The organism is Janthinobacterium sp. GW456P (assembly GCF_002127655.1).
Lineage (GTDB): Bacteria > Pseudomonadota > Gammaproteobacteria > Burkholderiales > Burkholderiaceae_D > Janthinobacterium.
The window spans coordinates 125,335-147,473 of sequence record NZ_NEHB01000005.1 but is presented as its reverse complement, the minus strand read 5'-3'; the positions used below and the strand labels follow the sequence as shown (position 1 = coordinate 147,473).

Genomic DNA, 22,139 nt, shown 5'->3' with positions numbered 1-22,139 from the left:
GGCGCCGGCCGTGCCTCATTCGCTGCCATGGCTGCTCGCGCGCGCCTGCTCCCGCGCTTTTTCGCTTGACGCCAGCCCGTTGAAGAACAGATTGAGCAGCACGGCAACGATGGCGGCCAGGAGGATGCCGCTGTGCAGCAACGGCGACAGGACTTTCGGCATGTGCTGCGCATATTGCTCGGCTACCAGCGGCAGCATGCCGAAACCGATAGCCAGGGCCACGATGAACAGGTTGTTGCGGTTGCTCTTGTAATCGACGCCGGCCAGAATGCGGATGCCCGTGGCGGCGACCATGCCGAACATCACCAGCCCTGCCCCGCCCAGCACGAACGCCGGCACGGCTTCGGCCGTCTGCGCGATCTTCGGGATCAATCCCATGATGAGCAGGATGATGCCGGCCGCCACGCAGACCCAGCGGCTGCGCACGCCCGTCACGCCCACCAGGCCCACGTTTTGCGAAAACGAGGTGTACGGAAAGGTATTGAAGATACCGCCGATCAATGTTCCCAGACCATCGACGCGCAAGCCGCGGCCGATGTCGGCCTGTTCGATACGCTTGCCCGTCATCTCGCCCAAGGCCAGGAACATACCCAGCGACTCGATCATGACGACGATCATCACCAGGCTCATGGTCGCGATGGCAACCAGGTCGAAAGTCGGCATACCGAACTGGAACGGCGTGACGATGGCAAACGCCTTGGCGCCGGCCACCTTGGCGAAATCGGCCTTGCCCAGCGCAAACGACAGGGCCGTGCCGGCGATGATGCCGATCAACACGGCGATATTCGGCAGGAAACCACGGCCATACTTGGCCACCAACAAGATGACGGCCAGCACGAAGAAGGCGATGCCCATGTTGTCCAGCGCGCCGTAGCCGGGGTTGGCGATCATGGGCACGGGGCCAGGCGGCGCGGGCAAGCCGGCCGCCGTCGCGGCAGCGGCCATCTTGAGGAAAACGGGATCGGCAATCTGCGCCATGGCTGGCGGCCCGCCCATGGCCCAGTTTACGCCCACGCGCATCAGCGACACGCCGATCACGGCGATGATGCTGCCGGTGACCACGGGCGGAAACAGGGCCAGCAATCGGCTGATGAAGGGCGCGATCAGCATGGACACGACGCCGGCGCCGATCACGGCGCCAAAGATGCCGGTGATGCCCAGCGCCGGATTGTTCGCCATGGCCAGCATGGGGCTGACGGCGGCAAAGGTGACGCCCATCATGACGGGCAGGCGGATGCCGAAATGTTTGCCTAGTCCCAGGGACTGGATCAGGGTCACGAGGCCGCAGCAGAACAGGTCGGCGCTGATCAGCGCCGCCACCTGCTCGGGCGGCAGCTTGAGCGCGCGGCCGACGATCAGCGGCACGGCGATGGCGCCCGCATACATGACGAGCACGTGCTGCAAACCCAGGGTGAACAGTTTCCCGGCCGGCAGGATTTCATCGACGGGCGATGGCGCGGCAGGCGCGCGACCGGGCACGCCGCGGTGGATGGATTTCAAACGGGGAGAGGCCATTTACGCTCCATTTCCTCGGTTACCGCGCGCCGGATGGGCGCAGGTGAATGGAAAAAACAAGAGAGAAACGGGACAACAGGAACACACTGGCGGCAGATGGTGCATGCGAAGCTCCTTGGATGGGACGACCAGTTAGCAATGCATGCATCGTGCCAGGTGGATTGTATACAGAATTTTTGCCGAAAATCACCGGAGATCAAGCAATTCGACGGCGGGTGCACCGTTTTCTCGCATGCCGCCCCGCGCATGCACCAGAAGGCGGCAACGGCGGCAGTGCTGGCAGACTACTCCTCACCGACGGCTGGCAGCATGAAACTGGTGACTGGTGACTCTGACTTGTGCTTAGATGCCACTACAGGCATCGAGCAGCGCTTCCAGCTGAAGCACGTGGGCGGCCCGCAAGTGCTCGCGCGCCAGCAAGGCCTGTACTTGCTCGAAGATGCCGTGGGATGGCACCGCCGGCAAGACGGGCGCGACGGGGCGCGTGACTATGCATGGCGCGCTCACCTGCCACGCCTCCACCTGGGATGCTGGACCGCATGCCGCGCAGCCGGTCAGCAGACTCGCCAACAATACCTTGGCGACACTTTTGACACCTCGCCTCCTTGCCCGCCACCACGCGCTCTGCCGCCCCACGCGCTCACGCAGCGGCCTCATGGCATTTCGCTGGCGATCAGCGCCTCGGCGGCCAGGCAGGCACCGCCTGCGGGTTGCAGCGCCAGGATGCGCGCCGCAGCCGCTTGCGCGTCCGCCTGCCCGGTCTGCGCCGTGGCCAACGCCTGGCGTACCCGCGCCGACCGGCGTGCGCCCTCTTCCCGCATCGTATCGAGCGCCTGGCTCTGGCGCCGCAACACGGCTTGCACGTCGAGTACTTGCGCCGCGCACGCGGCACGGCCCGTTTCACGGCCCCAGCGTTGCGCGCAAAACACGGCTGCCCCCAGCAACAGCAGCATGGCCACAATGCTCAACGACGGCTTCATGCCAGCACCTTGCGCGCGACGCGGTACAAGGCCAGGCGTTCGGCCAGGCCGTTGACGCCACCGTTGATATGGCGCGTCACCCGTTCCTGGTCGCCCGCATCGGCCAACCGGTTCAGCCCGCGCGATTGCCAGAACCAGCCGGCCGAGCGACACGCAAAAGTCGTTTGCTCCAGCAACTGCGGCGCCGCCAGCAGGTCCAGGCCCAACGCCACGCCGCACGCCGCATAATTGGCGCGCCCCGTCACCTGCAGCAAGCCGCGCCCCTTGAAGCGCACGCCATCGCCGGCGATCACATTGCCCAGGTCCGCGCGACCTTCATAGGCAGCGCCGCTGGCCAACTCGCGCACGTAGCGCAACTGTCCCGATTCGTGGCCCACCTGCGCCAGGAACGCCGCCTGGCGCAGCGGCGTATCGATGCTGAACTCGGCCATCGCCGCATTCAGGGGCGCCAGGAACAGCGTAGCGCGGCGGCCGGCCAGCGGCATGATCTGCATCAATTGCGCGCCCGTCACAGCACGCCCCGCACATCCTTGACGACGGCGGCCGCATCGACCGCCAGTTCGCCGATATCCTTGCCGCGCCGCTTGTCGAACCAGCGCACGCTGGCGCCCAATACCCACCACGCGGGCAAGCCGGCCGCCACCATCAGCGGCGCGGCGATAAACAAGAAGCCCGTGGCCGGGTCGCCGCCATACAGGCCCGCCACGGTTTTCGCACTGTCGAACAGGCTGGGCCACCACGACAGCACGGCCGCCACGAGCAGCGGGCCGAGAAAGGTGGAAATGATGATGCTGGAACAAAAACGAATAAATGCCTCCTTCGTGGATTGGGGCCACATGAACATAAAGCCCAGCGACGTGGCGGCGGCGCCGGCCAGCACGGGCACGCCAAACAGTTTGATCAATGCGCCGCCGGCGGCGGTGGTTTCGAGGGCCATGATTGCCTTTCAGGTGGTGGAAATGAAAAAACCCGCCGAGGCGGGTTGAAGTGGTAACAAGTAGATGGCTAGCCAGCAAGCTCAAGTGCAGCAAGCCGCAGTTCCAGCTGATCCTGGCGGGCGGCCTGGCCACGCGCGATAAACAGATTTAATTCATCAGGACGGAAACTGTAGATACTGCCAGCGGGTTGGACTACCGTTCGAGCAGCTTGAACCGCGCCAGGGGCGGTATTTCCCACAGTGAGCATTTCGTCGAAGGCCTCACCAGCGCCCATGGCTTCATGGTGGTTCACAACAGGTGGGGGCATTTGATCCGGCGGCTGGATCTCGGGGTGCTCGGTGGTTTTTTCGCCCCACTCGTCATAGCAAATAAAGCCGTAGGCGAGCGGATCGAGCTGGTGACTTTCCATGACAGCGATTGCCCGTTGCACCGTCATGCCAACATGCTGACGCGCTGCAGCGCCCTTCTCCTTCACTGCATCCAGGAAGCGATACTTACCTATTTCTCTGGCCAATTGGCTTGCAGCCGCAATTTCGTGCTCAGACATGGCAAGGACTGGCGATTTATGCCTGGCGTCGGATGTCTGAACCGCACCAGAAGAAGCGTATACATTTGTCCAGCGCCGGTTGAAGCTGCCCAACCCAATCACATTGTCTTCGAATGGGTAGACGTAATCTCCTTGCACGCAAAGTATGGCAGTTAAAACACCTGCTCGCTTTACTGCGATATTGAAACCACCCAGTATTGCATTATTATCAAACCAAGCACGCCCATGCTCGATCGCATTGTTATAACTAAAAATATACGATGCCTGGCCCTGCGCCGCGTCCAGCGCCAGCGCTGTGTAGCCCCCTGCGGATTTGACCGCCACTGTATTCTGGCCAGGCGCATTGACCTGAAATCCGCCAGGAAACAGCATCGCGTCTGACGTACTGGTTTTGAAATAAATGGTTCCGGCACTGCTAGGCTCGTAGTTAATAATCGCAAACTGACCGTTGGAATTCTTCAACATATCCGCCGACGTGGATCCGGCCCCCGATGTCGCCTTTGTAATCAGCCTCATGATCGAACAATTGCCCGTTCCGCTGGCCTCGTTCACCACATCCAGATACCGATAGCCGGCAACCGGACGCTGCTCTCCCACGCTCACATTACCGTTAATACCAAGAGTCATGGTGTTCGTATCACCGGTATAAAATTTCAATGGAAGAAAGCTTCCCGTACCAATTTTCGCAGAAGACAGCCTGACACTATCAGCCCTGACGACGCCCAGCGAGGCCAAGGAGGTATTCTGCGGGTTATCGTCGGCATAGGCATTGAATTGCGCGACCGTACCGGTACCATTAGGCATCGCGCCAACAATAGTGGGACCATTCGCTGTTGTCGTACGCAACAGCACACGGGCATCATGAATCGCATTGGAGAAATCCCCGCCGATGACACCACCAAACACCGCGTTATATGCATTGGCTTTCAATGACAACGCGCTGTCCACCGCGGCGCTGACTGGTTTTGACGCGTCGGCGGTATTGTCTACATTCCCCAGGCCAACATCAACTTTGTTGCCGGAAATGGCCACCTTGGCCAGGCTGGTCGTTGCCGCCTTTTTCAGCTCAAGCTCATTCAACGCCGCCTGCACATTCGCTGCACTAATCCCGCCCACCGGCGTGCTGCTGATTTGCGACGCCACGTTGGCCGGTATCGTCACCCAGGCGCCAGCCTGGAATACGCGCAGGCAACCACCGTTCAGCACCGTGTCCCAGTAGGTCGCGCCGGCCAGCAGCGCACCGCCATTATTGTCGACGTCTGGCGGTAGCGCCTTGGCGCCAAGATAGCGCGCCTCAAGCGCTTTGAGGGCAGCCTCAGCCTTTGACGCAGCGATGGCAGCAGTGCCATCCGACTGTGCCGCCGCAGCGGCTGCAGCCGCCGAAGCGGCAGCGCTCGCGGCGGCCGCCGCGGAATTCTGCGGGATATCGACAATATCCTTCGCCTTGGCCAACTGGTTCAGCTGATAGATCAGATCCTGCTGGCCGTATTTAAAAGCATCAGTCATTACAGCTCCTCGACTTCAATGGTGGTGGTATATGCCTGGAAAGATGGCGTGGTGATGGCGGCCAAGTTGACCAGGCGTCCATACACCTGGTGAGTTTGCTCGAGCTCGACGTCGTCGCTGTCCGGAAACAGGCTGACGAATAGCGGATGCGACAGACCATTCCCGCGCACGATGCGCCACAGCTCGGCTCGATCCAGTGGCGTCATGTGGTCGAGCGAAATCGACAGTTTTCGGTACAACGCACCGCGCTCGACTTTCTGCTCGCCGGCGCCATTGCGGTACTGGCTGCTGGTATCGCCTGGCGTGACGCCAGCACCGTAAGATGCGTTCTGCTCGGGGCTCCACCAGGCGCCGGCCACCAGGCGCGCAACCTCAATGTAGCCGGCAGGGTTATCGGGGTCGACCAGGTCGATCACCAGTTTTTTGACGCTGCGCATCTGGAACCAGCTGCGGCCATACGTGCCACCTCCGTAGCTGAATGCATTCACACCGAGGGGCAGCGCCCCCCAGTTCCACATGCCCAGGCGCGCGTACTCGCATGCCGGCACGGTGCCGATATCGAAATCGGGTACGGCATCCCCTGGCTCGACGTAGCCGCGCACGCGAATCGTCGCCGTCGGCGTCAGGTTGCAAAATGGCAGAACCACGCCGCCGATGATCTCGGGCGTGGGCCAGGTGGCCGTAATGGTCAAAGCCTGGCCGAGCGATCGCAGCACGTCATACTTGCCCTCGTGCTGCAGGTTGGCCGGCCCCAGCGCGCCAGCCTGGCTGGACGCGGTCAGCACTGCCCGGTCGCCGGCGTTGTCATGGATGATGCGCAAGTTGTTCATACCTCACTCCGCGCTGGCCAAACAATGGCCTCAAGTTCTTCAAAGGAATTCGCTGCCGCGATCTGCTGGCGCAAGTGAAGGCCAATGGCGAATGCCTCGGCAACGTGCGCCCCCAGAGCTGCGCCAACGGCGATCATGCCGGCAGCATCGAGCGTCAGGTAGGTGTTATTTGATAAGGTCCAGTCAATGCTGTATGGCTGGACGGCAGCCTGCGCCATCATGGCGAGCTGCGTCGCACCAACTATGCGATCCTTGTCTGCCTGGTACACGACGCCATTACACGCGAAATCCGCGGCTTCCGCTGCACAGCGTGCCGCCTTGATGCGATCCCAAGTGCGCACTTTGACGCCATCCAGCGTTCTTGCATCTATCCACATGTCTGCCGCCACATCATATTCGTGATATTCGCTGGGCTGGGGCGGTATCGTCTTTCCTGTGCGCTCGTTTGTTTGAGTGCCGTCACTGTTAATAATTATTGTTCCCATTAAAAATTCCTTGCGATCACAATCGCCTGACATTGTTTAACATAAAGCTTGCCCATATTCGCAGCGGTAAGATATGCATTGGTGCCGGAAACACCGAACTGGACGGTGTCACCCACGTTGATGTCCAAAGTAAGTCCGTAGACCGTTGCGGCAGGAGCATCGCCGTCCTGCCGCTCCTGGACTCCGCTCAACCAGAGCCAGTCCCCGCCATTGATGCGATACCAGATGCTCAGTTGATCGTCGACCACCGCCGTGCAAACGATTGAAAAAAATACTCTGCCAGAGCGGATACGGAGCGCGGCAGGCCACCCTGGAGCGTTGTGCTTGAACAGTACTTCCAAATCCGTAAATACAGCTGCAGAACTGAGCGACGAAGCTTTAACAAATACCCCGGATGCGGACGACTGCAGGGAAATCGATGGATAGCCGGGCTCGAAAAATGCCGTTGCAGCGGAGGCGGTGCCAACAGACACGCGCGCAGATGAAAGGTCGCCAGAAAATGTACCTTTCACAGCGTCCAGCTCACCGGAAAATTTTCCTTTGGCTGCATCCAAGACACCGGCAAAACTGCCCTTCGCCGCTCTTAACTCTCCCGAGAAGGTGCCCTTGACGCCGTCCAGGTTGCCGCTAAAAACAGCACTGCCATTGATGATGGAAAAGCCAGGTGCATAGATATTGCCTGCCGCATCGATCTGCACATACTTTCCCAGTCCCGGATTGCCAAACAGCAATCCACTCTCGCTCAGATGGAAACCGCTACCGCCATTGTTTGGCCATGCATAGGCACTGGTGGGATAACCACTACCGCCGTGCAGCGTCGCGCTGTAAATATCGCCGGCAGTAACTTTGCCGAGATCGGCGGAAATCGCACTCAACTGCCCCACCTTCAGCGCATTCAAATACGGCGCCGCCCACTTGGTCGTACCGCTGGCCGGATTGAAAATACCATCGGACCGGTACAGCGATTCACCTGCGCCAAACAGCGGCGGCGACCCTTGCCATACCGTGCCGGCGCCCCAGGTATCAATCGGCGGATAGGATGTTGCCCCCTCCGTGCTGAGCATCGCCGGTACGCCGGCCAGAGACAGCAAACTGGTCTTGCTATAGCAGATCCGTGCCGAGTTTCCCGTCAGGCCGTCGAAAATCTTGCTCACCGTCTGGCTGGCCGTGTAGGTCAGACCGTCAGCCACGATGGTCGCCGTGATCGTCACACTGTCGCCTACCATGCCGGCATACGCCAGGGTGGCCACGTTGCCGACGCGCGTCAGCACGCTGGCATTGCTGGCGGTGAATGCCACCTGGCCCTGCATGTTCACCAGGCCGGCCGTGAAATCGATGCTGGCAGGGGCGGCGATAGTCGTGGCGGCCACCTTGAACGCCTGTGCAGTCGCCGCCAACAGCAGCACGCGGTCGTTGGCCGGCGCGAAGCGCGGCACGGTGTTCATGATGAGCTTGTCACGCTCCCCCACAATCGCGCTCATGCCAGCACCCCAACCGTCACTCTGCCCGTCAGCCACAGGCGCGACAGCATCACCACCACGCCCGGCACACCATCCTGCAAGCCAAAACGTTCAGCGCGCAAAGTTACGGGCTGCCCCAGTTCCAGCATCATCATCTCGGGTTCTCCATCGAATTCGTAAATGGTGCGCGGCACCTTGCTCAAGGCCAGGCGCCGCTGCGCTTCCGCGCGGGCATCGGCCCGCGTCTTGAGGCAGGTATCGCTCTGCACCGGGTCGTCGGACAGGCGGTAACGCGTGCGCACCGCCTCGTCGACCACGGTTTCGGTCAGCCATTCCGTGGCATACAAATCCGCATGCGCGGGCGGAATACTGGTCGTCAGGCCCGCCTGCAGCGTGTAGTTGCGGTCGAAGCCGATCTTCACGGCCGCCGTCACCGGCAGGCGCTGCGCGGGACGCAACGAGCGTTCGCGCATCTGCTCCGGACCGATCGCCAGCGGCACGCCGGCGGCAGGCAAGGCGATCTGCACCAAGCGCAACTGGCCGGTGCGCGACATGACCGCCTGGGCGCCCACGCTGGCTGCCAGCTGCTGGATGGCCTGCGCCTGGTTCGTGCGGTCCGCAACATACAGCCCCACCGGCTGCGGGTGGGCCGCATCGAAGGCAGCCAGATTGGCCAGGTCCAGGTCCGCCGCGGTAAAACGGTCGGCCACCTTGCCGTAGGCCGTGGCGATGCGCTGCACCAGCGGGGCGATGCGCGGCGCATAGCCGCCGCCCTTGTCGCCCTGCACGCTGGCCGTGATCGTGGTGGAAAACGGATCGGTCGTCAGCTTGAAGCGGCCCGCCTGGTCATTCAAGGCCACGGCGATCGGCTTGCCGTTCGTGCGCACCTCGAACGTCGATTCCACCGCGCCGAGAAAGCCGTATTCCAGGGTGGCGGGATTGGTCAGCAAGGGCGCCACGTTGTGGCACTCGCCGAACGGTATCGGCAGGATGGCGTCCTTGTTCGGCGTCGAGCCACCCAGTTTGGCTTCGGAGATCGGCGTATTCAGGCGCTGCAGTTTGTCGCGCAGCACCAGGTTGACCGACTCGCGCCCCGCACTGGCCACGTCGGCGATGATGCCGTCGAAGACCAGCCGGAAGTCGGCCCGCGGCCAGGAGGGATCGCCGGCCCAGGCCTTGATGGGCCGGTTCATCCAGACGTCGCCCAGCCAGCCATCGAGCGCGCCATCGGCGTTATCGAGTTCGATATCGCCGCCCGACAGCCCCGCCTCGCCGGACAGACTGACCTGTTCCGTGAAGGCCAGGCCGCCCTTGGCCAGCGGCTGGTACGCGGTATTCGCAGGCACCTCCTGCGGGCCGGTCACGTAGGGCCGCGAAGCGATATACCGCGTCACCTCGCTGCCGGCCACATTCACTTGCGCCTCGATCAGCACCATGCGGATGGCCGACGAGCTTTGCAGCCATTCCTGAAATTGCGCATCGGTCATGCGTATTCTCCTTTCACTGCACTGGCCCAGGCAGATGCCCTGGACGATTTGTCCACGCCATCGACCACCGTCCTGGCAGCGTTGGCGTTCGATTCGAAGGTGGCCTGGATGGTGGCGCCCGTTTGCGCCCGCTGGTCGGCACGCAAGCCTTCCAATTCGGCGCGCATGGCCTGGTTGTCTTCGCGCAGGCCGCGGATTTCAGCGACGAGAACGTCGGAACCAACGTTCGCGGCCGACGAATAGCGCACGGGGTCGAAGACGGCCGCCGTAACGGGAGAAGTCATCGCGGCCAGTGCCGCGACTACGGGAGGATTGCTGAACTGCACCCCGAGGTCTGCCGCACCGCCCATCGCCGCCCGCAGACCGGCAATGGCCTGCGCCACCGTCAGCACGCTGTCGTTAATGGTGATCAAGCCCGACACCTGGGCATTGAGCGCATCGAGGCTGGCCTGCTGCACATCGACCTGCGCCGCTGCCCATTTCAACGCTTCCTTGTTCGCTTCCACCACGCGGGCATAATCGGCCGCATAGCGGGCGTCGGACGCATTGACCACTTGCGATGCCGTCAAAAAAGCCTGTTCGGCGGCAGACAGCCCCGATTGCGCCGTCGTGTCGCCCGCATTCGCGGCCGCCAGGGTTTTCTCGAACTGCGCCCGCGCTTCCGCATATTTCTGCTCAGGCGTCAGCGTCGACTGGGCGCCCAGCGCCATGCTGGAATTGAGCCCGTTTAAGGTCGTTACCCACGATTTCGACTTTTCCAGCGCCGACTTGGCCGCCGCCGATTCCGTCTCGTAGGCCTTGGCCAGCGCGTCCTTCGCGCTGGTCACCGCCTTGACGGCCTGTATCTGGTCGAACAGCCCCCGATTGACTTCGGCGACGCTACTGCGTTGAGCCGCCAGCAACTGCGCTTCGCTTTGCGTCAGCTGGTTCAACTGCTGCTGCATATCCCTGCGCTCGCTGGCGATCTCGCTGGCCGTCTTGCTCACTTCGGCCAGCTCACCCGTGGCGGCGGAAAGGTCGGCCGCATAGTCGGCCGCCTTCTTGAACGGCTCGGCGATGGCAAGCAGCTGCACATACATGTTCTGGCCGGCGACCGTGTTCAAGTCCTGTGCCAGCACCAGCGCTTTGAATTGCTCGCTCGTCGTCACGCCGGACTGTCCCATCGCCGCCATCGCGCTGCGCACCGACTTGGTGACGGGGTCCATCTGCTCGGCTTCGCTCAGGAAGTTCTGCACGAAGAAGCTGGTGCCGCTGGTCAGGGTATCGAGATCGCCAGCCGCATTAATCAGGCTTTCGCTCAGGGCCACGGCGGAAAGACCGGAGCTGTTGAACGACTTGCCCAACACGGCCAGCACGTCCGACACCTGCGTGTAGTCATTCGCAACGCGCGCCAAGGTTTCCAGATACCCCTCGCCGACCTTCTGGTACTGCTCCAGGCCACCAACGCCAAACTTGGCCATATCATCGCCCAGCTTGGAGAATGCGGCTTCCAGCGCTTTCTGAATCTCGTCGCCCTTCAGGTCTTTCAGCGATATCTTTCCCATATCGACCACGAAGGACTTCAACCGCGCATTGAATGCATCACCGTCCATCCCAAGCACACCGGCCGCAGCCTTGACGGTGTCGGACAGGCCGAGAATAACTTTGCTGAACTGGTCGTTCGCTTCGCGATCAAGGCCACTCAAGGCCGTACGTTTCTTATCACTGGAAAACCAGCCGCCCGACGTTTTGGTATCCGTGTACTGACTGGCAGATACCCCGCCCGCCTGAATGCTGTCCAGCGTAGCCTTGTTCAACATCAGGCCTGTATCGATCGTCGTCGTTTTACCACCGAAGATGGAACCAAGGATGCCGCCCGTGATTTTTCCTACCAGCCCCCCCGTCAGCTTATCGAGTGTCAGTCCAATGACGCCGCCAGTGATTGCAACGGCAATCGCGGAAGAACCAAATGCCGCCGCGCTGCCCTTGTTATCCGCGGCCATAACGCCAGTTACGCCGGAATTACGCACCAACAGCCCGCCCAAGCCACCAATGCCTGTCGCCACCTGGCGCAGCGAATAGGCCATCGAGGCGGAATACGCCAGCCCCAGGCCGGAGTTTTTCTCCATGATTTCCAGTGAATTTGCAATCGAATTACTTTTCGCGCTGGAGTCCCCCAACACCGTACCCGTACCCGTGGCCGCCTGCCGGTCCCTGGCCGTAGTATCGGCACCGCCACCACCGGAAACAGCGACCCCAATTGCCAGCAGCATGCCAGCTACCATCGCAAATGCACCGATATTGGCGGGAAATGGCGCAGCCAACGACGCGGCGAGAGCCGACGTGCCATACGCGCTGGACTTGGCAGCTTCCGCGGCAGCTACTGGAGCAACAGAGGCCGCAGTACTGGTAATCTCGGCCGTGGTCGCCGCAGTTTTCGCCGTTGTCACAAGGGTGATATTCGTCAGCTTTTCAAACAGCGACTTGGCATTCATGGCAAATTCATAGGCGCGGAATCCCTTTTCCACCTTTTCCATGAGTTCATAGCCGGCCGACTTCTCTTTGAAAAAGCCCTTCGCGGCAGTCGCCATGTCGTGATACTGCTTGACCGTGGCCTTCTTCTTGTTTTCCTGCGCCTTTTCCTGCCCTTTTTCGGACGGGTCTTCTTTCACTTCCTTGGCGAAGTTGAAGTCGATATCCTCTTGCGCCTTGCCGAAGCCGACCATGGCAGCAGTCATTTTCCCGATAACCCCACCGACATTGCCAAAAGCCTTCTCCAGTTTTGTCGCCAATTTATCGGCAAATTCCCCTGTTTCCTTCCACTCCGCCTCACTGTATTTGCGCGTGGGCGCCGCCGGCGCCGCCGGTGCCGCCGGTGCCGCCTTTGCCTTGGCATCGGCAGCCTCTTTGCCTGCCGTGTCCAGCTTGTCCTGGCGCTGTTCATCAAACGCAAAAGCGCCATATTTGGCGCCTGCACCAGCTGTGGCGGTGCTACCTGCGGCGCGGAAAGCCGCCAGCCTCGAATAGGCATTGCCCAGGCCATTGACCACCTTGAATGCTTCGGCCAGCGACTTCGCCTCACCGCTATTCAATGCTCCCATGGCCTTCGAGGCGGCGGTGGCGTCGCGTGCCTGCTCCGCCAGGGCACGCAGCAATAGCGCCGACGACTCCGCCTCCGTATTGGCCGCCTTCATGCCCTCGGCCGCAGCCAGGCTGGCCTCGCTGATTGCTTTCAGTACCTGCGCGGTGTCGGTCGCTTTCGTCAAGTCAATGACAAGTTTTAATTCTGTTATCTCTGGCATGTCTGGCCCATTAAAAAGGCCGCGCATGGCGGCCGGGTTGAAAAATGCGGGTCAGCCCGCCGCATGCTGGTGCGACAGGAACAGCGCGTCGAGCTGGTCCAGCAGCTGGTGCTCGAACGGCTCGATGGCGATGCCGTGGCGCGCTTGCCAGGCGAGGATTTCCGTGCTGGCGATGGGGTTGACGGCCATGCCGTTCTGCCGCTTGCGGTTCAATTGCGCGAACCATTCCCACACGTGGGCCAGCTCGAACGGCATGGGTGGCGTTGCCTCTTCGGGCGGCGCGCGGAACAAAGGATGGCGCCGGGCGGCATCGATATGCTCGCCCTTGGCGTGACCATCGGCCGCCCGCGCCCCGCGCTCGAACTGGTGCCCGGCGTAGCGCAGCAGGCTGGCCGTCAGAGTTTCAAAAAATTCGACTCGTTTTCCAGCGCCGTGGTGACTTTTTCCTGCCAGGTCGGGTATTTGTCAAAGGCCGCTTCCAGCAAGGCAGCATCGAGCGGCACGGGCGCGCCGTTGCTGGTGAAGCCGTACCAGCCCGTGACCACGGCCAGCGCCAGGCGTTTCTGGTTGCCGTCGATGGCTTGCACCAGCAGTTCCGCGCCTTCGTCGGTGGAGGCGTCGATGGCCGTCTTGCGGCGCGCCGATTTCTTGTAGCCTTCGGCACGCACGGCGTTGTTGGCCAGGCGGTACTGCTCGCTGTTCTTGCCGACGATGGTCAGGCCGGCCACCGCTTCGCCGTCCGCGTCGAAGATGACGGGCACGTCGAAGGTGACGGGCGTGGCAGGCGCGTGGATATTGCCGATGTCGAAGCCTGCCTGGATTTTTTGTGCGTTGTTCATGTGTGCTGCTTTCTGTATGTAGTAAAAAGTAAAAGGGCCGCCATCACGGCGGCCCCGGTGCCGGCGCTAGCTGCTTACAGCGCGCTGTCCTGGATGGTCAGGGTGGTCGCTTCATGCTGCGCATCGGCGCCCTTGTAGCGCAGGACGTCGAAGGCGCAGGTGACGATCTTGTTTTTCTCGCCGTCGTCGATCTTGGCCGAGGTGATCTTGATGCGGCCCATGGCCAATGCCAGCACGTCGGCTGCCGGCGCCGTGCCCGATGCCATGGCGTAGGCCAGCGGGATTTCCGTCTCGGACTTGAAGTAGTCGAGGTAGGTGGCGTCCTGCAGCAGCACCGTGAACTGGCCCGAGCCCATCACCTTGCCGCGCGAGGCTGCCGTGGCGTATTTGGAACCGATCACGGGGTCGACCTTGACCTGGCCGTCGAGCGAGACGGACATGCCGGTGCAGATCTGCGACGGGATGCCGTTCACGGACAGCATCGCCGTGGCGCCCGAGAATTTGCCGGTGCCAGGCGCGGCCAGCGGTGTGGGGAAGTACGGCACGGCCGTGGTCGGGCCTTCCGCCTTGCCCATCAGCGTGAAGTCCAGGCTGGTGATGCCGTTCGGCTGGACGGCGATATCCATCTTGCTGACCAGCTGGTCGACGAAGCTGCGGTGCACGCCGATCTTCGGGTCCTGCACTTCGGCCGTGAACCAGTCGGTGGTGTGGCCGCTCAAGGGAGTGAAGCTGCGCTTGCCCACGGCCGCCACGCCGACCGAATCGCCGGCCGCCTTGACGATCATGGCCGAACCGTCCATGAACTGGCCATTCAGGTTGGTCGCCGTCACCGACGTGACGAAGAAATTCTTCGCGTTGTTGGCGGCGGCCGGTGCCGTCATGCCCGTGATGCGCACCACGCTGCCGGCGCGGAAGCCTTCCGCCAGCCAGGAACCGGCGCTGCGCGTCAGGCCGGAGGCGGCCGCCGCGATGGTGGTTTGCGCGGCAGCCACGCCGCCGGCCGTGAAGTCGCGGCGCAGCAGCGCCGCCATCAGCGGCGCATAGGTGCCGCACGCCGCTTCGGCCTTGATGGCGCCCGTGGTGCGGAAATTGCCCAGGCGGGTATCGCCCTGCTGCTGGCTGGCGTCGATTTCGGCGCTCGCGTATTTGTCCGCTTCCGTGTCGAAGGTGGCCGTGACGCGGGGATAAATCTGGCCGCCGCCGGCAGCGGCCTTGCTGCCTTCGGCGCTTTGTTTGCTGATAACGATCAAGCTGTCGATGCCGTTTGCTGTCGATGCCATAAGTAATACCTTTCGTGGGATGAAAAAAAAGACCACAGGTGCGGTCTTGAGGGGGGAACTGCCATGTATCGGGAAAATAAAAAGCCCGCGCGGTGAGGCGGCGGGCTGGCGTCCGGACGGCGCGAGGCCGTGCCGGATGGAATGGGCGATGGTGGCCATGAAGGCCGTTCGCTGCGCTGATTTCCCCTATCGGTGTCGCGCCTTGAGCGCGTCTATTACGAGTGGAGAAGCATGTGGTCCTGCTGTACTGCGGTGTTGCTGTCGCTGCTGTTACTGCCTGAACGAGACTCTATTGTAGGGGCGTTTTTTTTCAGTGCCAGGCATATTGCAAAACTTATTTAATGGCCCAGGCGGCGCATGGCGCGGGCGCCGTGCGACTGGAAGATGCCTTCCAGCTCGCTGACCATGTCCTTGATGCGTTCGAGCTCGAAGCCGCCGGAGCAGCTGATCGCCGCTTCGCCGCTGCCCTGGCAAGCCTTGCAGACGACAGGCGCGCCGGCCTGCATGGCGGCGACGACGCCCGTGCCGTGGCAAACCTTGCATTTGCTGTCGAGCCAATGCGCGAGCGATGCCTCGGCCACGCGGCGGTACAAGGTATTGGCCGCCTGCGCATCCCAGGCCGTGTGCGCCTTGACCCAGCGCCGCGCGCGGCCCTTCTGCGTCACGGCGGCCGTCCAGGCGCGCAGCAGCTGCGCCAGGTTGCCGGCATTGCCTTCGAACAGGCGGCTGACGGTGCCGTCCGCGTATTTGACGCGGCACAGCAAGGCGCCCATGTCGCCGGCCAGCGCGGCCGCCGCGATCACGTCCAGGTCGTGGTGGACGGCATCGTCGCGCAGGTTCTGCGACGACAGCGATGCGATGAATTTTTCTGCAAACCCCATGATTTTCTCCTCGTTGATACTTGTCTTAGTTTTCCCGCGCCGGCCCGAACAGGGCCGCCACCAGCGGATCGCGGCGCGCCGCACCGCGTGGCCAGCTGGCCGTGCGGCGCACCTGCGGCGGCAGTTCGGCCCAGCCGTCGACCTCGTCGTCCTGCTCGCCCAGCGCGTACAGGGCGGGGCGCTGGCGGCCCGGCTCCGTGCAATGGCGCTGCGCCAGGTGGATCTGCCCCATGCCGCACATGTGGCGCAAATAGCGGCTCATGGTACCCGCGTCGAGTCCCAGCAAGGCGGACAACTGCGCCGCGCTGGCCTGGCCCTGCTCGCGGATGTACTGCGCGATGCGGGCGATATGCAGCTGCGACTTCTTGCTGCGTCCCTGTAACTGGCGCCCCTGCCGCGGCACCGCCCTGCTTTCAACCGACTGACTGCTGTTCAACATCTGCCTGACCTCCCGTGGTGCTGCCCGCCAGCAGACGCTGTAGTGCGTTTGCGACAAGCAACAAGTAGACTTTATCAATCGCTAATGTTAAAGTCAAGCATTTGGTAATTTATCAAACGGTAAATTTCAGGTTTAATGTGGAGATGAATATGTATCAATACAGACGCGACCGCCTACTGGCCCTGATCCGCGAGCACTACGACAACACCCGCAAGAAAATCTCCGACGTCAGCGGCTGGAGCGAGGCGCGCATCTCGCAAATCCTCTCGCCCACGTACCGCGAAGGGCGCGCCTTCAGCGAAAAGATCGCGCGCAAATTGGAAGCGGACCTGCAGCTGGACAGCATGTACTTCGACCAGGGCGCGGCGCCCGACCAGGCGGCCATGGCGGCGCATGCGCTGGCCGCGCTTGGCGGCGCACGGCCGGTGGTGGTGGATGATGGCGAGGATGAACGCTTCTACCCGATCCGCAAGGTGAAGCTGCGCCTGTCGGCCGGCATCACGGGCTTTGCCATCGAACCGGAAACGCACGACGGCAGCACCATCAGCGTGCCGCGCAGCTGGGTGGACCGCAATGGCTACCACCCTGAAAAACTGGTGGCGATCAAGGTCAAGGGCGAAAGCATGGAGCCGGCCCTGTACGAAGACGACGTGGTGATCATCAATACGGCCGACAACCGGCCGGCCGACGGCATCGTGTTTGCCATCAACTATGAAGGCGAACCGGTGGTCAAGCGCATGGCGCGCGATATCGGCGAGTGGTGGCTGACCTCGGACAACCCCGACCAGCGCAAATACCACCGCAAGCTGTGCCGCGGCAATGAATGCCTGATCGTGGGCCGGGTCGTGCGCAAGGAAAGCGACCGGATCTGAGAACGAAATTTATCGTTTGATAAATTTCGTTCTCGTCATGGCGCTTACACCAGCGCTGCCTGGATCTGTTGCAGCGCCGCCGGATCATCCATCGACGTCAGGTCGCCCGGGTTGCGCCCTTCGCAGATGGCCTGGATCGAGCGGCGCAGCAGCTTGCCCGAACGCGTCTTCGGCAGCTGCGCCACGAACAGCACGCGCGCGGGCCGCGCCACGGCGCCCAGCTGGCGGTCAACCACGGCCATCACTTCCCGTTCCAGTTCCGCTTTCGCCTGGGCGCTGTCGAAGCCCTGCGGATGCTTCAGGATCACAAACGCCATCGCCACCTGGCCTTTGAGCTTGTCCTCCACACCCACCACCGCCACTTCCGACACGTTCGGGTGGCTGGTGATGCTTTCCTCGATTTCGCGCGTGCCCAGGCGGTGGCCGGCCACGTTGATCACGTCATCGGTGCGGCCCAGGATGAAGTAATAGCCATCCGCATCGCGCACGCCCCAGTCGAAGGTCGAATACACTTGCCTCCCGCTGAAGGTGGACCAGTAGGTGTCGACGAAGCGCGCATCGTCGCCGTAGACCGTCTGCATGCAGCCGGGCGGCAGCGGGCCTTCCAGCACCAGCACGCCCTTCTCGTTGGCGCCGCACTCCTCGCCCGTCGCTTCGTTGAGCAGCCTGACCTGGTAGCCGTACATGGCCAGGCCCGGGCTGCCCAGGCGCGTGGGCGTGTCGGCAATGCCCTTGGCCACCGAAAGGATAGGCCAGCCCGTCTCGGTCTGCCAGTAGTTGTCGATGATGTCCACCTTCAGTTCGTCGGCGATCCATTGCGAGGTGGTTTCGTCGAGCGGCTCACCCGCCAGGTACAGCGCCTTCAGGGAAGACAAGTCGTACTTGCGCATCAGTTCCACCGGGTGCTTGCGCAGCACGCGGATGGCCGTCGGCGCCGAGAACATGCGCGTGACCCGGTATTTTTCAACGATGCTCCACCAGATGCCCGCATCGGGACAGATCGGCAAGCCCTCGTACAGGATGGTGGCCATGCCGGCGATCAGCGGGCCGTACACGATGTAGGAGTGGCCCACCACCCAGCCGATATCCGAGGTGGCAAAGAAGGTCTCGCCGGGCTTGCCGCAGAAGTTGTACTGCATCGACGAGGCCAGCGCCACCGCATAGCCGCCCACGTCGCGCTGCACGCCCTTCGGCTTGCCCGTCGTGCCCGAGGTGTACAGCACGTACGAGGGCTCGTTCGATTCGAGCCAGGTGACGGGCACCCGCGCGTCCAGGTGCTGTTCGCGCAGGGCAGCGTAATCGACGTCGCGGCCCGGCATCAGTTCCATCGGCACCAGATGGCGGTCGACCAGCAGCACCTGCCGCGGCTTGTGTGCGGCGATACGGATGGCTTCGTCGAGCAGCGGCTTGTAGGCGATCGCCTTGCCATTGCGCGAACCGGCATCGGCGGAAAACACCAGCTTGGGCTGTGCATCGTCGATGCGGCTGGCCAGGCTGTTGGCGGCAAAGCCGCCGAACACCACGGAATGCACGGCGCCGATACGGGCGCAAGCGAGCATGGCAAACGCCGCTTCGGCGATCATCGGCATGTAGATCAGCACGCGGTCGCCCTTGACCACGCCCAGCGACTGCAACATGGCGGCGCAGCGCTCCACTTCGCGCTGCAGTTCGCGAAAGCTGTAGCTGCGTTCCGTGTTCGTTTCGGTGGAAATGGCGATCAGCGCGGCGGCATCGCCCTGGCTGTCCACCCAGCGGTCGACGGCGTTGTGGCACAAATTCGTGGTGCCGCCGACGAACCATTTGGCGAACGGCGGGCGCGAGTAATCGAGCACTTGCGAAAACGGGGTATGCCAGGCTATCTTTTCCGCTTCCTCGCGCCAGAAAGCGTCAGGCGTATCGATCGAGCGTTGATAAAATGCTGCGAAATTCATGTCTCCTCCAGTAGGCGTGCAATCTGTGTTTTTTTGTTCGTGCATGTTCTGCTTATCTGTTCATCTGCTTCCTCCAGTGTGGCTATGCTGTGTGGCGAGCAGCTGCCTTGAAAACAATGCCGGCTGCGCCGCCGCGCAACTGCTGCGTTCCCGCGCAATCCGCGCGCGGTTTTCCTCGAGGCTGGCATCATCGAGCGGCATGCCAAATTGCCCATCGGCAGACGCAATATCCTGCGGCGACATCACGCGCTGCAGCACGATATCGCCCAGCGCCTTCTTGAAATGTCCGGCCTCCCAGTACCAGCGAGTGGCAGTGCCGCGCTCATTGGCGGCGGGTATCGGCTCGCAGTTGTATGCGCCATAGCCGCTGAAATCAGTGAGGGAAATATGCGCGTCCGGGTAGCGCGCCTTGACCGCGCCAATTTCCCGCACCAGCTGTGCTTTCCATACTTCGAACAGGGGCCACAGCCCCGCAGCCTCGAACATGGCCAGCATTTGCGCGTGATACGGATAAATCACCAGCTTGATATCGGCCTCGGCGGCCGCCATCGCCAGCAACAAGGTGCGCAGCAATTGAAAGTCTTCGGTGGCAAGCCCCCGCGTCGATTTGCGGCGCAAGTTGGCGGCGCTTTCCTGCGCCCGCTGCGTGAACATCTTGTGGTAGCCATCCCGGCGCGCATGGGCGCCGTACTCCAGCAAGGGATTGAAGCCATCGGCCGACAAGGTGGCCGCCTCATCGTCGTGCTGAATGCGCAGCGTGTGCACCGCATCCCTGACGGAGGCCAGCGAAAAGAGCGCATCGAAGCGCCAGAAGGCGCGGCCATGCGCCGGCGCGGTCGCCGCTGGCGCCGGACGTGCGGACGGTGCGACGGCGGGATTGAGAAAATCGATGAATTCCATGCCCACGATGACCGTGCGGGGCCGGACGCCGGCCTGGCGCAGTCGCGCAAACTGGCTGGCGGATGTCGCCAGGCCCGTGCCCGGAATCGCCAGATTGTAGCCGGCGCCCAGCGCCGACAAGGCGCTGGCGCGCGGATCGAAACCGATCTCCGCGCGCGAATTGCCAAGGATGATGAAGCGCGGCTGCCTGCGCAGCGCATGTTCCTGCTTGATCTGGTTCTGGTAGCGGCTCAGGCCAGGCTTGACGGCATTGAAATTATCGCGCTGGACGACGCCATACAGGCCGTAAGGGTCGACGACCACGACGAAGGCGCCCACCAGCACGGCGCCCCCCGCCAGCACCAGCGCCAGTACGGCCAGATAGGATTTGAAAGGAGGTGCCGTCATGGTCCGCGCTCCCCTAGAATTGAAAATACAGGAATTCAGCGGGCCGGTTCAGGGCCAGCATGCTCGCCAGCGCGAGCACGGCGATGCCGGCCGCCCACGCAGGCGAGGCGCGCCAGGTGGGCCAGGCGCGCGGGTGTCGCCCACCGGCAGAAAAATCCAGCGCCGGATCAAAGTGGCGCATGATCTGCTGCGTATTCGGCAAGGCAAAGGTGATCAGCGCTGCCACCGCTATCCACGTCCAGCTTTCAATGAACACCGTGCCGCCGCCCAGGTAATAGCCCATGCCCATGGCGGCCAGCACAGGCTGAAACGGCAGCAAATGGGGTGCCAGCGCATCGGGCAAGTCCAGGCCGAAGCCGCCCGTCATGCCTTCGATGATTGTCAGGGCGGTTGCCATGTCGGGTGCGCGAAAGAAGACCCAGGCAATGCAGACGGCAATGAAAGTGAGGACCGTCGCCAGGATATTGCCAACGCGCGTATCGGACGGCAAATGAAGCTTGCGCGTCACCGTGCTCCAGGCCTTGTGGATAGCCAGGTAAGCGCCATGCAGCGCGCCCCAGACGATGAAATTCCAGCCGGCGCCATGCCACAGGCCACCGAGTACCATGGTGATCATCAGATTGAGATAGCGCCGCAGCGGGCCGCAACGATTGCCGCCCAGCGGGATGTACAGGTAATCGCGCAGGAAGCGCGACAGGGTCATGTGCCAGCGGCGCCAGAATTGCGCGATAGTGCGGGCCTTGTACGGAGAAGCGAAATTCAGGGGCAGGCGCACGCCGAATAATCGCGACAAGCCGATGGCCATGTCGGAATAGCCGGAAAAATCAAAGTACAGCTGGAAGGCGTAGGCGAGCACCCCGCCCCAGGCGATGAATAGCGAGGGCGCGGCCGCGCCGTCGAACAGCGGCGCCGCATACGGGCCGATGTTATCGGCGATCAGCACCTTCTTGGCCAGGCCGATGAAGAAAATCGTGCTGCCGATGGCGATATTGCCGGCCGAGAGGCGGAAGGTGCGCCGGTCGGCGAACTGCGGCATCATTTCCTTGTGGTGCAGGACGGGGCCGGCGATCAGGTGCGGGAAGTAGGTGACGAAGAGCAGATAGTGGACGAAGCGGCTTTCCTGCGCCTTGCCCTTGCAGCTGTCGACCAGGAAGGCAATCTGCGTAAACGTGAAAAATGAGATGCCGACCGGCAGAATCACGTGCAAAGCGGGCATGGGCCGCTCCAGCAATTGCGCCAGGCTGGAAAAGAAGAATCCCGCATATTTATAGTAGGCGAGCAGGCCGAGATTGGCGGCGATGGCGGCCGTCAGTATCCACCTGCGGCGCGCCGGCGGGCTGGCGCCCAGCCAGGCCGCGCAGCCGTAGTTGAAGACGACGGAGCCCAGCAACAGCGGCAGGTAGCGGTAATCCCAGTACGCGTAGAAGAACAGCGACGCCGCCGCCAGCCAGGCGGCAGCCCATAATTCGCTGCGCCGTCCCAGGATGAAAAAACCGGCCACCGTGATGGGCAGATACGCGAACAGGAAGACGTAAGAGTTAAATAACATCAGTTCACCCGTCGGGAAGTATGGGAGATCGC

At 62.6% G+C, this 22,139-nt stretch carries 20 protein-coding genes; 1 reads left to right on the top strand and 19 read right to left on the bottom strand.

Going from position 1 to position 22,139, the window contains the following annotated elements; genetic code table 11:
* Positions 1-15 precede the first annotated feature (15 nt).
* The 16 genes from CBW66_RS07430 to CBW66_RS07355 all read right to left on the bottom strand — a co-directional run bounded on the left by CBW66_RS07430 (position 16) and on the right by CBW66_RS07355 (position 16,468).
* Positions 16-1,515, bottom strand: coding sequence for a nucleobase:cation symporter-2 family protein (locus CBW66_RS07430; RefSeq protein WP_230492216.1), 1,500 nt, complete (start codon positions 1,513-1,515; stop codon positions 16-18).
* Between the two features lie 342 nt (positions 1,516-1,857).
* Complete coding sequence (locus tag CBW66_RS28935) at positions 1,858-2,022, bottom strand: hypothetical protein (protein WP_170932937.1); 165 nt, start codon at positions 2,020-2,022, stop codon at positions 1,858-1,860.
* A 146-nt stretch (positions 2,023-2,168) separates the two neighbouring features.
* Positions 2,169-2,495 carry a hypothetical protein gene (locus tag CBW66_RS07420; protein ID WP_086136643.1) on the bottom strand — a complete coding sequence of 109 codons (327 nt, stop codon included), beginning with the start codon at positions 2,493-2,495 and terminating at the stop codon, positions 2,169-2,171.
* Positions 2,492-2,989: a glycoside hydrolase family 19 protein gene (locus CBW66_RS07415; protein ID WP_086136700.1), complete on the bottom strand. Its 498-nt coding sequence runs from the start codon at positions 2,987-2,989 to the stop codon at positions 2,492-2,494. The genes CBW66_RS07420 and CBW66_RS07415 overlap by 4 nt, the downstream gene beginning before the upstream one ends.
* Before the next feature lie 14 nt (positions 2,990-3,003).
* Positions 3,004-3,432 (bottom strand): hypothetical protein, encoded by a 429-nt coding sequence (locus tag CBW66_RS07410; protein WP_086136642.1) that lies wholly within the window; start codon positions 3,430-3,432, stop codon positions 3,004-3,006.
* Between the two features lie 68 nt (positions 3,433-3,500).
* Positions 3,501-5,486: a tail fiber domain-containing protein gene (locus CBW66_RS07405; RefSeq protein ID WP_086136641.1), complete on the bottom strand. Its 1,986-nt coding sequence runs from the start codon at positions 5,484-5,486 to the stop codon at positions 3,501-3,503.
* Positions 5,486-6,316, bottom strand: a complete 831-nt coding sequence (locus CBW66_RS07400; RefSeq protein ID WP_086136640.1) for a hypothetical protein — start codon at positions 6,314-6,316, stop codon at positions 5,486-5,488. Before CBW66_RS07400 ends, CBW66_RS07405 begins: the two co-directional genes overlap by 1 nt.
* Positions 6,313-6,801 (bottom strand): DUF4376 domain-containing protein, encoded by a 489-nt coding sequence (locus tag CBW66_RS07395; protein WP_170932936.1) that lies wholly within the window; start codon positions 6,799-6,801, stop codon positions 6,313-6,315. The genes CBW66_RS07400 and CBW66_RS07395 overlap by 4 nt, the downstream gene beginning before the upstream one ends.
* Positions 6,801-8,282, bottom strand: coding sequence for a hypothetical protein (locus tag CBW66_RS28390; RefSeq protein WP_139841546.1), 1,482 nt, complete (start codon positions 8,280-8,282; stop codon positions 6,801-6,803). The genes CBW66_RS07395 and CBW66_RS28390 overlap by 1 nt, the downstream gene beginning before the upstream one ends.
* Positions 8,279-9,748 (bottom strand): hypothetical protein, encoded by a 1,470-nt coding sequence (locus tag CBW66_RS07385; protein WP_086136637.1) that lies wholly within the window; start codon positions 9,746-9,748, stop codon positions 8,279-8,281. The genes CBW66_RS28390 and CBW66_RS07385 overlap by 4 nt, the downstream gene beginning before the upstream one ends.
* Positions 9,745-13,056, bottom strand: a complete 3,312-nt coding sequence (locus CBW66_RS07380) for a hypothetical protein (protein ID WP_139841545.1) — start codon at positions 13,054-13,056, stop codon at positions 9,745-9,747. The genes CBW66_RS07385 and CBW66_RS07380 overlap by 4 nt, the downstream gene beginning before the upstream one ends.
* Before the next feature lie 24 nt (positions 13,057-13,080).
* Positions 13,081-13,284 (bottom strand): hypothetical protein, encoded by a 204-nt coding sequence (locus CBW66_RS07375; RefSeq protein ID WP_070289667.1) that lies wholly within the window; start codon positions 13,282-13,284, stop codon positions 13,081-13,083.
* Between the two features lie 140 nt (positions 13,285-13,424).
* The gene (locus CBW66_RS07370) at positions 13,425-13,868 is read right to left on the bottom strand and encodes a hypothetical protein (protein ID WP_086136635.1); all 444 of its coding nucleotides are present in this window, start codon (positions 13,866-13,868) and stop codon (positions 13,425-13,427) included.
* 74 nt (positions 13,869-13,942) lie between these two features.
* Positions 13,943-15,148: a phage tail tube protein gene (locus CBW66_RS07365; protein WP_086136634.1), complete on the bottom strand. Its 1,206-nt coding sequence runs from the start codon at positions 15,146-15,148 to the stop codon at positions 13,943-13,945.
* A 338-nt stretch (positions 15,149-15,486) separates the two neighbouring features.
* Positions 15,487-16,029, bottom strand: coding sequence for a zinc finger-like domain-containing protein (locus CBW66_RS07360; protein WP_086136633.1), 543 nt, complete (start codon positions 16,027-16,029; stop codon positions 15,487-15,489).
* Between the two features lie 25 nt (positions 16,030-16,054).
* Positions 16,055-16,468, bottom strand: a complete 414-nt coding sequence (locus CBW66_RS07355) for a FeoC-like transcriptional regulator (RefSeq protein WP_086142938.1) — start codon at positions 16,466-16,468, stop codon at positions 16,055-16,057.
* Positions 16,469-16,617: 149 nt separating this feature from the next.
* Here CBW66_RS07355 and CBW66_RS07350 point away from each other — a divergent pair, with 149 nt between their 5' ends.
* Complete coding sequence (locus CBW66_RS07350; protein ID WP_086136632.1) at positions 16,618-17,340, top strand: S24 family peptidase; 723 nt, start codon at positions 16,618-16,620, stop codon at positions 17,338-17,340.
* Between the two features lie 44 nt (positions 17,341-17,384).
* Here the strand turns inward: CBW66_RS07350 and CBW66_RS07345 are convergent, their stop codons facing one another.
* Genes CBW66_RS07345 through CBW66_RS07335 form a run of 3 tightly spaced genes read right to left on the bottom strand, consistent with a single transcriptional unit; the run spans position 17,385 to position 22,107 of the window.
* On the bottom strand, positions 17,385-19,271 hold the full coding sequence (locus CBW66_RS07345; protein WP_086136631.1) for a propionate--CoA ligase: 1,887 nt from the start codon (positions 19,269-19,271) through the stop codon (positions 17,385-17,387).
* Between the two features lie 60 nt (positions 19,272-19,331).
* The gene (locus CBW66_RS07340) at positions 19,332-20,558 is read right to left on the bottom strand and encodes a hypothetical protein (protein WP_086136630.1); all 1,227 of its coding nucleotides are present in this window, start codon (positions 20,556-20,558) and stop codon (positions 19,332-19,334) included.
* 13 nt (positions 20,559-20,571) lie between these two features.
* Positions 20,572-22,107, bottom strand: coding sequence for an MBOAT family protein (locus tag CBW66_RS07335; protein WP_086136629.1), 1,536 nt, complete (start codon positions 22,105-22,107; stop codon positions 20,572-20,574).
* Positions 22,108-22,139: the final 32 nt, after the last annotated feature.

Coding starts and splice junctions, on each gene's coding strand:
- CBW66_RS07365 (WP_086136634.1), bottom strand. CDS start 15,148: ATGGCATCGACAGCAAACGGCATCGACAGCTTGATCGTTATCAGCAAA.
- CBW66_RS07375 (WP_070289667.1), bottom strand. CDS start 13,284: ATGCCGTTCGAGCTGGCCCACGTGTGGGAATGGTTCGCGCAATTGAAC.
- CBW66_RS07350 (WP_086136632.1), top strand. CDS start 16,618: ATGTATCAATACAGACGCGACCGCCTACTGGCCCTGATCCGCGAGCAC.
- CBW66_RS07360 (WP_086136633.1), bottom strand. CDS start 16,029: ATGGGGTTTGCAGAAAAATTCATCGCATCGCTGTCGTCGCAGAACCTG.
- CBW66_RS07400 (WP_086136640.1), bottom strand. CDS start 6,316: ATGAACAACTTGCGCATCATCCATGACAACGCCGGCGACCGGGCAGTG.
- CBW66_RS07355 (WP_086142938.1), bottom strand. CDS start 16,468: ATGTTGAACAGCAGTCAGTCGGTTGAAAGCAGGGCGGTGCCGCGGCAG.
- CBW66_RS07415 (WP_086136700.1), bottom strand. CDS start 2,989: ATGCAGATCATGCCGCTGGCCGGCCGCCGCGCTACGCTGTTCCTGGCG.
- CBW66_RS07420 (WP_086136643.1), bottom strand. CDS start 2,495: ATGAAGCCGTCGTTGAGCATTGTGGCCATGCTGCTGTTGCTGGGGGCA.
- CBW66_RS07345 (WP_086136631.1), bottom strand. CDS start 19,271: ATGAATTTCGCAGCATTTTATCAACGCTCGATCGATACGCCTGACGCT.
- CBW66_RS07410 (WP_086136642.1), bottom strand. CDS start 3,432: ATGGCCCTCGAAACCACCGCCGCCGGCGGCGCATTGATCAAACTGTTT.
- CBW66_RS07335 (WP_086136629.1), bottom strand. CDS start 22,107: ATGTTATTTAACTCTTACGTCTTCCTGTTCGCGTATCTGCCCATCACG.
- CBW66_RS07385 (WP_086136637.1), bottom strand. CDS start 9,748: ATGACCGATGCGCAATTTCAGGAATGGCTGCAAAGCTCGTCGGCCATC.
- CBW66_RS07405 (WP_086136641.1), bottom strand. CDS start 5,486: ATGACTGATGCTTTTAAATACGGCCAGCAGGATCTGATCTATCAGCTG.
- CBW66_RS07370 (WP_086136635.1), bottom strand. CDS start 13,868: ATGAACAACGCACAAAAAATCCAGGCAGGCTTCGACATCGGCAATATC.
- CBW66_RS07380 (WP_139841545.1), bottom strand. CDS start 13,056: ATGCGCGGCCTTTTTAATGGGCCAGACATGCCAGAGATAACAGAATTA.
- CBW66_RS28390 (WP_139841546.1), bottom strand. CDS start 8,282: ATGAGCGCGATTGTGGGGGAGCGTGACAAGCTCATCATGAACACCGTG.
- CBW66_RS07395 (WP_170932936.1), bottom strand. CDS start 6,801: ATGGGAACAATAATTATTAACAGTGACGGCACTCAAACAAACGAGCGC.
- CBW66_RS07430 (WP_230492216.1), bottom strand. CDS start 1,515: ATGGCCTCTCCCCGTTTGAAATCCATCCACCGCGGCGTGCCCGGTCGC.
- CBW66_RS07340 (WP_086136630.1), bottom strand. CDS start 20,558: ATGACGGCACCTCCTTTCAAATCCTATCTGGCCGTACTGGCGCTGGTG.